This window comes from Arsenophonus nasoniae DSM 15247, assembly GCF_000429565.1.
Taxonomy (GTDB): Bacteria; Pseudomonadota; Gammaproteobacteria; order Enterobacterales; family Enterobacteriaceae; genus Arsenophonus; species Arsenophonus nasoniae.
Map to the genome: position 1 here is coordinate 21,079 of NZ_KE386918.1, position 11,761 is coordinate 32,839.

The 11,761-nt window shown below is 49.7% G+C and carries 19 protein-coding genes; 2 read left to right on the forward strand and 17 right to left on the reverse strand.

Going from position 1 to position 11,761, the window contains the following annotated elements; translation table 11 throughout:
• Positions 1-73: 73 nt before the first annotated feature.
• From G468_RS0118820 to G468_RS0118900, 17 genes are all read right to left on the reverse strand, one after another.
• Positions 74-694, reverse strand: a complete 621-nt coding sequence (locus G468_RS0118820; protein ID WP_051297217.1) for a tail fiber assembly protein — start codon at positions 692-694, stop codon at positions 74-76.
• The gene (locus G468_RS23325) at positions 694-2,082 is read right to left on the reverse strand and encodes a phage tail-collar fiber domain-containing protein (protein WP_026824250.1); all 1,389 of its coding nucleotides are present in this window, start codon (positions 2,080-2,082) and stop codon (positions 694-696) included. Before G468_RS23325 ends, G468_RS0118820 begins: the two co-directional genes overlap by 1 nt.
• A complete protein-coding gene (locus G468_RS0118830) occupies positions 2,079-2,690 on the reverse strand; it encodes a phage tail protein I (RefSeq protein ID WP_026824251.1) in 612 nt (203 codons plus the stop codon). Before G468_RS0118830 ends, G468_RS23325 begins: the two co-directional genes overlap by 4 nt.
• Positions 2,683-3,594, reverse strand: a complete 912-nt coding sequence (locus G468_RS0118835; RefSeq protein WP_026824252.1) for a baseplate assembly protein — start codon at positions 3,592-3,594, stop codon at positions 2,683-2,685. Before G468_RS0118835 ends, G468_RS0118830 begins: the two co-directional genes overlap by 8 nt.
• Positions 3,591-3,935 carry a GPW/gp25 family protein gene (locus G468_RS0118840; RefSeq protein WP_026824253.1) on the reverse strand — a complete coding sequence of 115 codons (345 nt, stop codon included), beginning with the start codon at positions 3,933-3,935 and terminating at the stop codon, positions 3,591-3,593. The genes G468_RS0118835 and G468_RS0118840 overlap by 4 nt, the downstream gene beginning before the upstream one ends.
• Positions 3,932-4,555 carry a phage baseplate assembly protein V gene (locus G468_RS0118845; protein WP_026824254.1) on the reverse strand — a complete coding sequence of 208 codons (624 nt, stop codon included), beginning with the start codon at positions 4,553-4,555 and terminating at the stop codon, positions 3,932-3,934. Before G468_RS0118845 ends, G468_RS0118840 begins: the two co-directional genes overlap by 4 nt.
• Positions 4,556-4,653: 98 nt before the next feature.
• Positions 4,654-5,268, reverse strand: a complete 615-nt coding sequence (locus tag G468_RS0118850) for a phage virion morphogenesis protein (protein ID WP_026824255.1) — start codon at positions 5,266-5,268, stop codon at positions 4,654-4,656.
• Positions 5,268-5,696: a phage tail protein gene (locus tag G468_RS0118855; protein ID WP_026824256.1), complete on the reverse strand. Its 429-nt coding sequence runs from the start codon at positions 5,694-5,696 to the stop codon at positions 5,268-5,270. The genes G468_RS0118850 and G468_RS0118855 overlap by 1 nt, the downstream gene beginning before the upstream one ends.
• Positions 5,671-6,615: a DNA-methyltransferase gene (locus tag G468_RS22135; protein WP_051297218.1), complete on the reverse strand. Its 945-nt coding sequence runs from the start codon at positions 6,613-6,615 to the stop codon at positions 5,671-5,673. The genes G468_RS0118855 and G468_RS22135 overlap by 26 nt, the downstream gene beginning before the upstream one ends.
• Position 6,616: 1 nt before the next feature.
• Complete coding sequence (locus G468_RS0118865; RefSeq protein WP_026824257.1) at positions 6,617-7,072, reverse strand: lysis protein; 456 nt, start codon at positions 7,070-7,072, stop codon at positions 6,617-6,619.
• Entirely contained in the window at positions 7,042-7,524 is a 483-nt protein-coding gene (locus tag G468_RS0118870; RefSeq protein ID WP_026824258.1) for a lysozyme, read from the reverse strand. Before G468_RS0118870 ends, G468_RS0118865 begins: the two co-directional genes overlap by 31 nt.
• Positions 7,521-7,721: a phage holin family protein gene (locus tag G468_RS0118875; RefSeq protein ID WP_026824259.1), complete on the reverse strand. Its 201-nt coding sequence runs from the start codon at positions 7,719-7,721 to the stop codon at positions 7,521-7,523. The genes G468_RS0118870 and G468_RS0118875 overlap by 4 nt, the downstream gene beginning before the upstream one ends.
• Positions 7,722-7,752: 31 nt before the next feature.
• Positions 7,753-7,959 (reverse strand): tail protein X, encoded by a 207-nt coding sequence (locus tag G468_RS0118880; protein WP_026824260.1) that lies wholly within the window; start codon positions 7,957-7,959, stop codon positions 7,753-7,755.
• A complete protein-coding gene (locus G468_RS0118885) occupies positions 7,956-8,426 on the reverse strand; it encodes a head completion/stabilization protein (protein WP_026824261.1) in 471 nt (156 codons plus the stop codon). Before G468_RS0118885 ends, G468_RS0118880 begins: the two co-directional genes overlap by 4 nt.
• Positions 8,427-8,507: 81 nt before the next feature.
• Positions 8,508-9,161 carry a phage terminase small subunit gene (gpM, locus tag G468_RS0118890; RefSeq protein WP_026824262.1) on the reverse strand — a complete coding sequence of 218 codons (654 nt, stop codon included), beginning with the start codon at positions 9,159-9,161 and terminating at the stop codon, positions 8,508-8,510.
• A complete protein-coding gene (locus tag G468_RS0118895) occupies positions 9,161-10,255 on the reverse strand; it encodes a phage major capsid protein, P2 family (protein ID WP_026824263.1) in 1,095 nt (364 codons plus the stop codon). Before G468_RS0118895 ends, gpM begins: the two co-directional genes overlap by 1 nt.
• Before the next feature lie 10 nt (positions 10,256-10,265).
• A complete protein-coding gene (locus G468_RS0118900; RefSeq protein WP_034250617.1) occupies positions 10,266-11,090 on the reverse strand; it encodes a GPO family capsid scaffolding protein in 825 nt (274 codons plus the stop codon).
• Between the two features lie 123 nt (positions 11,091-11,213).
• Between G468_RS0118900 and G468_RS22140 the strand changes: the two genes are divergently transcribed.
• Together G468_RS22140 and G468_RS0118910 are read left to right on the forward strand one after the other, a co-directional pair.
• Positions 11,214-11,489, forward strand: a complete 276-nt coding sequence (locus G468_RS22140) for a terminase gpP N-terminus-related DNA-binding protein (RefSeq protein ID WP_051297221.1) — start codon at positions 11,214-11,216, stop codon at positions 11,487-11,489.
• Positions 11,490-11,546: 57 nt separating this feature from the next.
• The coding region (locus tag G468_RS0118910; protein ID WP_162143434.1) for a helix-turn-helix domain-containing protein at positions 11,547-11,761 on the forward strand (215 nt) is incomplete at its 3' end.

Sequence of the window (11,761 nt, forward strand, 5' to 3'; positions counted from 1 at the left end):
GGGTTATATTCTTCAGTGTCCTTCATCAGGGGGATAAAATCCTGTTATTGGCACTGTATGAGCGTTCAGACAATCACGCCGGTTTTATCGGCCAGTCAATCTCGGGCGCGGTGGCGGTGTCAATATCATTGAGTTTTACGCTGTACATTTCCCAGGCCCGTAGCGCGGTTTTTTCACTATTGGTTGCCATCCCTAAGCGGACTTTACGGTCAAGCAAGGTGATTTTTGATTCCGCTTCATCGATTAACTGGTGTTTTGTTTGATTTGCGGTGTTGATTTGGTCTGCTTTCATCGCCTGATTATCCGTTACCCATTTTTTACCCTCCCATTTATCGAATTTCGTCGCCGGTGCTAACAAGGTGAAGCCGGTTTTTATCTCGCCGAGATAATCAACGGGATAGGAAGCCTGATTTTCGGTATTAAATACCGTCTTGCCGCGGTGGTCTGGCACGTATCGCCACTGTTTACCGTCATCGCTGCGAACAATGGCAATGTCGTCATTATCGGGTATCTCGGGTGCATCGATATAGGAATATTGACCGACACTCACCCCTTTATAGACTAACTCCATTGTCGCGCCGAAATATTCATACGGCGGTTCATTCCTTGATAGATAGGTTTTTATCCAGCCTCGGTTTTTCGCAAAACCGTTTTCATCAATTTCTGCTTTAGGTATTTCTGTACTGTATTTCACTATGCAGCCCTCACGATGTATAAAAATGCGACATTTCGCGGTCGGTTTTCGTTTGCGGTGGGAACGACTCTAGATGGATCAAAAGAAGCTACGCCACCCCAATCATCATTTGCGCCGTCCGCGACTCTTACGTTGCACCAATCGGTAATGACAAAAGCGCCGTCCGCTGAAACAGGAGGCTCCGCACCTCCTCGTCGAACAAACCCAATACGTCCGGTGATATTGCGAATAGCATCTCCCTGGTTAGTTAAAATTTTTCTACCTGGATCGACTTTACCGTCTAAATCCAGACCACGAATAAATTCACCGTACAAATTCGGTAATATTCCAGAAGGATAAGCGAGGGCTAATTGGGGATAGTCGGCTTTAGTAAACGTTTGACCATTGCAAATCAAATAGCCTGCGGGTGCCGTTTCGTGTGGCCACGGAATCGGCGCGCCCACCGGATAATTGTTAATCGCGTCAACATCAGACGTTAATGCTAGAGTTCCATCTTTCTTTGATGGAATAGTGACAACGGCTTTATTGTTATTTTTGGTATCTCTATACACGAAATAGGCATCAGTGGGCGAAGTTCCGAGAAACAGTTTATTTCCATCGCCTTTGGTAAAAAGCAAGCTGGCGTAACTACCGTTACTCTTTATATTTATTTGCCCAGCAGTGAATGTTTCCCAAGAGTCTTTCTTAGCATAATTGTCATCACAGGCTTTTTGGCTTAGCACTTTATCGGTCGAATTCCCCGTTGTGCCGACAATTTGTGTCTTATCGATTTTGTTGTTTAATCCCTTGTTAAAGGCCAGCTGGGTGACATAATCGCCCATCGGTTGTTTGGTCTCTAATGCCTTCGTGACGCCGAGCTGGCTGATAACATCGGTTGGCGAATCCCCTGTTGTCTGTTTAATCGCTTGCTTGTCGATTTTTTTATGGGTTTCACTATCGACATACTGTCGGGTCGCCAGTACCACCGAGGGGTCAATTTTAAGGGTCACCGCCTCGGTATGACTGACAATAAACACCGCCCGTATCGTCTGGGTTCGACCTGAACCTTCGGCTAATTGCGGTTTGTAGGTTTCCGGTAAGTTACCGACCGCAATGAGCACATTCTCTTTATCAAAGAGTCCCACCTCCCGTATCCACCAACCGCCTTCATTTTCGGGAATAATCTGCTCGGCAATCACCTGGTTGGGATTATTTTTATCGACCCAAAGCTGATTAATTGCGGCTCGGCGACGTTCATTAATTAGTTGGGTCTGTTGGGTGTCTGGGGTGGGTAACGAGCCACCCCCATCGCCAACCGCCATTTGCGTAATGGCGATTTTTGTACCCAGTGCGGTTGCTTCGGCAACACGGTGTTCGCCCTGGCGGGTTAACAGGCAAAAGTATTTCATGAGGCGGTTATCCTTACGGTATCAATCAGGTGTAATGCCACCGCGTGTTGTACGGTGCCGCGGGTGCTAATCAATGCGGGTGTGTAAGCATAAACGGTTAATTCATCGCCCAGGTAGACACTCGCACCCGTAAAAAAAGTGCCGCGCGTTTCCAGTTGAATCGACAACCCCAACAAGTGCCGACTGGCCGGCTTCGCATCTTCAATCAACGCTTCAATCTCATGATACATCGATTCCGTGATGCCACTTTCCAGTACGCCAATGTCTAATCGAAAGGTGCCGGGCGCATCGCCCGTTTTCCACCATTCAATCACCCGTATCAGGTAGCCGAGCGGTTCAACGACGCGCCGCAATGCGCCGATGGTGCCCTTATGCTGATGAATAAAGAGCGCGGCTTTAATCGCCTCGCGTTTGGTTTTCTCCGACCAGTCTTTATCCCACCTGTCAACGCTGAAACTCCAGGCCAGATAAGGCAGCAAATGGACGGGGCACGTGTCCGGATCCATCAGCGTGCGAAGCGCAATGGGTAAAGTTAAAATGCGTGATAACGCCACCGAGGCCGCTTTTTCAAGCGCTGTGGAGCCGGTCGGTAATAACGTTTTATGCATCGGTTTTGCTCTCCATCTTAAGATTGATGTCGGTGCAAAAGCTGGCTTGCGTTTTGGCTATCTTGATATCCTGTTTCGGTGTGTGAATCACCACCCGGGTTACGCCAGTGACGTGTAAGGCGGCATACAGCGCACTTAAGGCCACATCGCGGCCTAATCGATGTTGTTCGCGCGTATAGGCGGTCAACTTTTCGCGTGCCGTTTGTAAAATCGGTTCATATTCCGGCGCAGGCAACAGATAAAGGGTGGCATCGACCTGATAGGAGAGAATGTCAGCTGATTGCACCGTAACCCGGTCGGCAACAGGTCGCACATTTTCATCATTAAGGGCTTTTTCCACCGTGTTAATCAGGGTTTGACTGGCCGTGCCATTTCCGTCTCTTGACAGGATAGTGACGGTCACTTCCGCGGGTTTCGGACTAATGACCGAGGCATCGGCGACCTGTCCATCGGCGCTGCGGGCGTAAAATTCGTAGCTGCCGGTGGGGCCGGCGACACTCAGCCCCTCAAAGGCGGCAGGGATACGCAGACGTAAATCGTTATCGGATTCAAAAACGGGTAGCACCGGCGGGATAGCGGTCGCGTCGCCTTCAGATAAGCGCAGACGTTTGACATTGTTATTGGCCGCCAGATGGTCAAGATCGGCACCTTGGGCAAAGGCCACCATATTGGCTAAAGCCGCTTCATTAATGCGGCCTCGCAACAGCAAATCATAATAGGTATTTTCTTCCAGTAACTTGGTCAACGGTTCAGAGGGCAGCGCCAGGGTTTGTGCGACGGCCTCACGGATTTCAGCCGGACACGCCGCAATCAGGGCATGTTTACGCCGGGCAAGCAGGGTGTCAAAATCCAGTATCTCAACCACATCCGGTTTTGGTAACTGGCTTAAGTCGATCGTCGTCATCTCGGGCTCACGGGAAAATGAAAGGAAAATGCGGCGCCACTGTCGATAATTTGCGCCACAATCGCAATCTGCGAAGTCTCTGCGTGTTGGTCGATGTTAATTTTTTCGAGTCTGATCCGGGGTTCAAAGCGTAAAAGCGCGCTAAAACAGGCTGCCATCAATTGCAGTGTTAATGCCGGGGTTTGGGGTTTATCCAGCAGGCTAAACAGCAGTGACCCATAGTCACGGCGCATAACCCGACTGCCCACCGGGGTCAGTAAAATATCTTGCACCGACTGGGCAATATGCGCATTTTCGCTAATAAATCGGCCGGTTTGCCGGTTCATCCCTAAGGCATTCATTGCGGTCCCTCCGTCATGGCGCTGCCGCGTTCAACACCGCCGTGGCGATGGTTATCAACCCGAATGCCGTTAGACATCAAGGCACCCCCCGAGTGGGTGACATCCCCTGCCATCTGTGCGCCTTGAGTGACCGTGAGTGACGCGGTGGTCAGATTATGGCGACAAATAACCTTGGGCGTGTCCAGTTCAATATTCACTGCCGCCTTGACAGTGACCTGTTTTGCGCGCACCGACAGGCTATTTTTTGCTTCAATGTCGCCTTGCTTAATGCCCGTGGCTTTCAATAGGCCGGTGGCGGGGTCATATTCAATCACGGCCCCATCGGCATAGCTACGATGGTCAGCGGTCAATGAGGGAATGGGTGCCGGATGGGCACCGGAAAAAATGCCCGTTAGTACAAAGGCGGTGGTGAGTTCACCGCCTAATGCCAAAATTAACACCTGCTCACCGGGGCTTGGGGCACTGAGTGTGCGGGTGTGTCCCGCCCGCAAGGTGAGCCATTTGAGCCAGTCGGTGACAAGGTCGCCGGTTTTCACCCGGCAACCTTTTTGGCTATCTACCTCAACCACCACCCCGATTCGAATAAGATTTTGTAAGCGGCGCAACAGATTTGCGGTCATGATCCTTTTCCGTCACTGGTAAATCAACGTCATACCGATATTGTGACGCATATCAAGGTGGGTTGCTCACGATTGGCCTTGTTTGAAGGCTCAGACAATTAACGGGTCAGAAAATCGAGGAGCTGATTTTCAATATCAATCCTCTCTTGCGCCGTCAGCCCCAATAATGGGCGGGCAGGATAAGGTACCGTTTTGCCGTGATAGCGCTCTGTCAGCCCAAAATGATGAACCCGTGCTATTCGCTCGGCAGAAGGCAAAAAGGCTAAGGTGACGCCCTGGCTATCGGTTTTCAGGCGTAAGAATCGGGCGGTGGCCAGTTTTTTAAACATCCGTTGTTGGTGCGTTAATCGCCGGGCGGGGATCCGTGTTTTTTTGCTTTCCAGAAAGGTTTGAATGTCCGCCCGTTGCACGCTGCGTTTCTGGCGGCGTTTAGTATCAATGCCGGTGATTTTTGGCCCCCGTTGCTGCACATTCGTTAAGTGAACCGTTTCGCCCTCGATTAACAACTTCATCTCCCGCCGAAGGGCAATAAAACCCTTTTTCCGCGGGGTAAACGGGCGACCATCGGGGCTTTGTTGGGCGCGAAGACGGGCAAATTGGGATTGGCGCAACCGTTGACCCATGGATCGTGCCAGTTTTTTACGCTCCGCGGTCGTCAGATGTGATAACAGCGCGGTAAGCTCCGCGTCGAAACGGCGTAAGGTGTCGTCCATTAATCGACTCCAGGCCACTTATCGAACGGATCATCGGGTTCAGGGATGGCTTCCACCACCTGTTTGATGCCTTCGTGTTTTACTAACACGCGCTCAGTGATATCTATCTCAATACTGATATGCGCGGTCTGGTTATCAATGAAGTCCATTTCAAAACGAAAATCGTGTTGCCGTCGGTCGGGATTGGCAAAAAGCTCGGGTTGATATTGCCGTATCCAGTCCACCAAAACCGCCATCAGAATATCCTGATTTCCGCCAAAGCGCTCAATGATGATATTGATCGTATAACGATATTCATAGGAGAGGGAGGGGGCGAGCGTGGCGATAATGCGCCCATTTTCGATAAGTGCCGTCATCAGTTCCGGATTGTGGTTCAAAAACGGCACATGCTCGGATAAATGCTCACGCAGCTGGCTTAATTTCTTCATCCGTTGTCCTTATCGATTGTGTCTGCCGTAGGCGTTTTTCGGCAATAGCAAAATAGGCTTTATTGGCTTCGATACCGACAAAGTGGCGTCCGGTCTTCACACAGGCCACGCCCGTCGAGCCGCTGCCCATGGTAAAATCGAGCACCGTATCACCGGGATGGCTGAAGGTATCCATCAAATCCGTGAGTAACGCCACCGGCTTTTGGGTTGGATGCACACTCGGCACGTCTTTCGGGTAGGAAAAGAGATTAGATTTGAATTTTTTACCTTCAGGCAAATTAAAGGTGCGTTTAAACGGCTGCCACGCTTGCAGTTGTTTATACGATTTCCAATCGGGGAAATCCCGAAGTGAAAAGCATTCCGTCAGCTGTTGCCAGGCCGCTTCGGTGCAAAGCGAAAATTGCAAATTCTGGTGTTTTAAAAAATGTTCAAATTGCCGGCCGTGTTCGGCAATAATGGCTTTCGGGGGTTTGCCGATAAAGGCCAGCAATCTGGCGACATAATCCCGCCTCGGGTCACGCTTGTTACTATCAAACTGTTTGTAAAAGACACAAATATCTTCAAACAAATTCACCGGCATTCGGCGACAGGAAAGGGGATGACCAAAATGATTTTTAACCCAAATCAGCCGATAGGAAAAGGGCAGATTGGGATGGGGGGACTGAATTAACTGGCTCGTCAACGGTTCTTTTGAAAAGAGTAAAATCATGCCCTTGGGTCTGACGACTCGGTTGAGTTCAGCCCAGATTGTTGCCTGGTCAAGTCGTTCATCCCAGCGCATTTTTTCGGCGTACCAACCGGTTTTGCCGTGGCGCTTCATAATGCCGTAGGGCGGGTCTGTTAACACCAAATCCACACTATCGGGCGGCAGCGTGGTTAATAATTGATGGCAATCACCCTGTAAAAGTTGGGCGGTCATGTTATCTCCCTAAACACTGGGTTTTGATATATTTTTGCAGATATTCCGTCTGCTTTTCGTTCTCAACTATCATCGCTCTGAGACGGAAATAATCCTGTCGAGCTGCCTCACCAAGTTGTGGGCGGGCTTCATCATGTCGGCTCTCGGGGGTAACGGTTTTGGAGGTATGACACACGGCGTTGACGCGCAACCGCTTATTACCAGCGCGAACAGCATCATGCAGCTTATCCAGTTCAGCGTTGGCATTGTTCAGTTCCTCGGTGTGTTGAATATCGAGTTGGTGTAAAGCATCGATTTTTTGCTGTTGGGTTTCCATTAGCGCTATTTGCGCATGGTAACGTTGCTGTAATGTGTGGTATTGCGTTCTCAGCGTTCGATAACGTGATAAGACGAAACTGAGCGAAACCATCAACACCAGAATACTTATCAGGATAAGTGTGACAGGTCGCCAAAACATATTACGCTCTCAATTTCCCTGCGGTTCATTAATCCCTTCCACTTTCTGCCATCGACATAAACCCATCGCCTCATCTCATCACAAGCGCCCTTTCGGTCATTGGCGTTGAGCTTTTTGATCAATGTAGATTTGGCAAAATCCCCCACGCCCACGTTGTAGGCAAATGAGTAAAGGGCAGCTTGAGTTAACGTATTGATATTAACCTTAATCAATGGGTCAACATAGCGTTTTACCGCTTTCAAATCGTCATCAAGCCACTTGTCGCAATCTTCTTTGGTGTACGTTCGATTACGTTCAATATCGTTACCTGTGTGCCCATAACAGACAGAAAGCACACCGCCCCCGTCAAAATAGGGCTTAAACCTCAATCCTTCGAAATGGGTTATCATGGTTGAGGCCAAAAACAACGCGCTACCGCCGGTTGCCATCACGATTTTTTGGGGTATCTTCATCTTGGCATCTCTTCAATGGCGCGCGCTTTTAACCGGTACTCCTTGCGTTTGTAATACCCGTTGACCAGACAGGTGATGACCGTGCAGATGATACCTGTCAGGGCAGCCCATTGTTCCAGAGTAAAAAAGCCCATGACACTGGTCATAATGCTCCACAGGTAAGCCGTCGGGGTGGAATACTTTTCGAATATCGGCATCACTTTCTCCTTTCAGGGTGTCCTTCTCCTGTTAGTCCCATAACACGACCTGTGAACGATTTGACGGGGCCGCACTGATTTCCGGTAATTGAATTTCAACGCCCATCGGCAATCGGGCGGGGTGGTTGCAAAGTCCCGGATTAACCTCAAGCACCCGTTCAACCGTGCCAATGCAGGTGCCGTAGTAGCGAAAACAAATTTCATCCAGACTCTCATTTTGTTGACTCAGTACCTTCATATCAGCGCCACCACGTTATGACTCTGCCCTTTGATCCGTGCGATGGCCCAGAGGGCATCGCGGCGGTAATCATCAATCGTGGGCGACAGGCTATCGGCCTTTTTATGGCCGGATGCTTGCGTGTCGATGTCCCGAAACCGTTCCGATAAGTTAGCCTTGGCCAGGCCAAACACCGCGCGTTCATACAGCAGGCAAAGCGCACTATCGTCATTAATCTGCATGGCCGGAATATCGGCTAGCTGGTTAAATCCTTCGCGCTTTTTCTGGGTTTGCCAGTCCCGCAGTTCGCACGCCACTTCAATCATCGCGTGGCTGAGTGCATCCTTAAGGCGCGAAGCGATGATGGTGCCATCGTTCTCACGCATCACCGCGCGGTAATTTTTGGGTGACACGGCCGGCCAGAAGGGATCGTCGACCACCAGGTCATCTTCTTTTTTGGGCGGTTTTTCCGGCGAAATAAAATCCATATCCTCATCTCAATAGGTCGGGCGGTGGACAGTGAACATAACACCGTCTTTCACTGTGCCGCCCGGGTGCGTGGGCACAACTCATGTGTTTGGTAACGCGGTGTTGCGCGCTTTTTCCAGCTTTTTGATCTCGCCTTTCACCCCAACGCCTTGAAAAAGCCTCAGGGCGCGTTTTAAGGTGTCGAGCGCGGCGTCAGGCAAGCCATTATCGCGCTGACAAAATCCCATCCATTTATACAATTCAGCTCTAACCACATCCGGCATGTCTTCCTCATCGGTTAAGGCGACGGTTTGCGCTAAAAGCGACAATTCAAGCGGCTGATCCTGCTGGTAGGCGGCTTTGGCCGCCGCCGCGATTTCCTCCGCAATCGCACAACCCGTCGTGCGGCTATGGCTAGTCGGCATTAAAAGCCTGTGCGTTAACGCATATTCGGCGATAGCCAGCGCGCCTTCAATGTCACCGGCATCGATACGCCAGAGCATCACCATCATCAGCGTGTCATCCTGATGACCGTCGCCGTTTTCCAATACCCCGCTCACCCAGGGGGCATAACGGGGTAACACGGTTTTTTTATATTCGGCTTTCCGTTCGGTTGACTGAATGCGCTTTAACTGACGCTTGTCCTGCTGAAACATCAACAAAATTTGCTGTGTAGCCGCATCCCATAACGGATGGGCATCATCCGGTTTTTCGCCCGCCAAGCGCAGCTGGTGACATTGCCAGGGGGTGAGCATTAGACACCGCCCTGATTAACCTGACCGCTGCCACCTGAATGGCGTTTCTCTTCAGGTTCCGGTTCGGGTAAGATTTCAATATTTTCGACCAGTGCCACCCCGCGATAATCTTCCACCACATAGGCTTCATTGACCGACTCATAATTTTCAATCCGGTCACGCTCGGGCGTATCTTTGATTTGGCGACGACGGGTGTCTTGCTGATAGTAAATCGAGAGATTATCCAGACGGGTAATGAGCAGGGATTTATCCGGGAAGAATGGGGCGCGAATGGCGGGTAATCCCCCCAGGCGTTTTTGACTGATAATCACATCGGCAGCCAGCATTTCGCTATTCGCTTGCGCTTTGTTAACAATCGGGAAATATTTATCCGCTAACAGTGAACGACCACAAATAATCACTAAATCGGTATCATCCTGATACACTTCATCAATCACCCGTTCAACCGTGTCCATCACCAGCGCATCCAGATTTTTGTAATCGCCTTTTTCGCCAATGCGGATGGTGCTTGAGGTGACTTTACCTTGACTGTCGGTGATGTTTGCCATCACATGGGTTTTGGCATCGTTACGAATTTTTTGCAACCAGCCGATATTCACATCCTGCAATTTGGCATTTTGGCGTCGGTCGGAGGTTTTTTCCCGCTTGATGCCATTAAAACCAATCATAATGCGGTCAAGGGCCTGACGGCGGACAATCGCATCGCGGATACGACGCTGAAAATCGTTAAATTTGGCCCACATATCGAGCTTGGCATAGCTAATCGCGGTATCGAAATTGGTTTGATAACAATAATAATCAATGGCGTCCAGTGCCGTCGGGTCAATCGGTTCCCGACTTTTGCTACTGGTATCGGTGGTTCCCGCCACCGTAGAGCCAATCCCGAGCCCTATCACCTGACCTTGCTGTTCAATTACCGGCACCAGGTTAATTTTTTGCAAAAAGCCGGCACTTTGCTGGATTTGACTCTCCAGTACCTGCGCTTTGGACGGTTCAATATTCACTTTCCCGGAAAAATCCTGCGGCGAGACGTGATAGATTTCTCCAAGGCGGCTTAAATACTGATTGAATTTGAATTTGGTTTCTTTTCTCATCGTCTTCTCGTTAGCAGTTGGTCAGGGTATCGGTATCCCGTGTTCGCCCCAGTGAAACAGGTCGAGTCGGTGTTTCTTCTTGCGCAAGGCTGGCTGTCAATGTCGTCAGTTCAGTTTTCAGTTGCTGGTGCTTTTCCGCATTGGCATTTTTGAGCGCGGTTAACTGACCACATAAGTCGGCGATTTGCGCTTCGCTTTTTGCCTGCTGCGTCGCGCAATATTCAATTGCCTGTTGAATATCGTTAATGATCTGGGATTGTTCATGGCGTTCACGGCTAAACAAGCCTTTGACTTTTTCAAGTAGACTTAATGACGGGTTGGGAACAACGGTCGTTTCCTCAATAAATTCGAACAGGGTTTCTTCAGCGGCGGTAAACACGCTATTTGACGACAGTTTACGATCAGACAGCGCACAAACCCCTTGGCCTTGACGCAGCTGCAACATACTGGTGCCCAGACTGGCCGGATTATCCGTGACCGCGAGACCGACGAGATAGGCTTTACCCGTATCGGAAAAATCCGTATCAATTTCGACCGAGGTATAGACTTTTTGCCGTTGTTTGTTTAAGGCTATCAACTCGTCGGTTGGTGAAATGACACCATAAAGTGCCAGTTTGCCGGCTAACAGTCCCTCGTTAATTTCTTCCGTATAAACCGAAAGCACATCGCCAAAGCAGGGCATCCAGGGGGATTTCAAATGTTCAAGGTTAATCCGTGCCCCAAAAGTGTCTGGATCGTAGTTTTTTTCAATATCGGTCAGCCATTCTCGCTGGACTTGACGACCATCGGTGGTGGCACCTTCCACACAGATACGGATCGGTTTGGTTTTTTTCATTACACAGGCTCCCGCCAGGGTAGGGTTTGTTGACATTATGGGCATAGCATTAAAAAGATAAGGGGGGGGAACAAGGCGGCGTGATTGTTTGAACCGTCAAACAAGTGTTAAGCCAGGTTAGTCGTGAGCAAACTTCGTTATGCTAGCCGCATGAAAAATGAAAATTCCTTTTTACGACAACGCGCCCGACAACTGGCACTAGAAGGTTATAGCCCGAGTCAGATTGCCCATATGTTGGGGCAAAATGTCGCTACCGTGCATAGCTGGAAACGGCGAGACCAGTGGAATACCCAAAATGCCACGCAGGCCGTCAAACTGAGCCTGGAGGCGCGACTTTGTCAGTTAATTGGTAAAGAACATAAAGACGGTGTCACCGATCATGCAAAACTGATCCACTAACGATCATCTAAAACTGATCCACTTGGTATTATTCGCACATTTTTGTACGGATAATTTATGTTAACCAAGGAGATATTTGTGGATATTCATGTTCGCTTTGCACAAGGACAAAGCCTTCGAAAAATTGCCAGTGAGTTGGGTATATCCCGTAACACCGTAAAACATCATTTACAACAACAGACAATGCCAACTTATGCTAAAAGAAGTCAACAACCGACTAAATTATCCCCCTTTAAACCTTATTTGCTTCAGCGAATTGAACTGGCTAAACC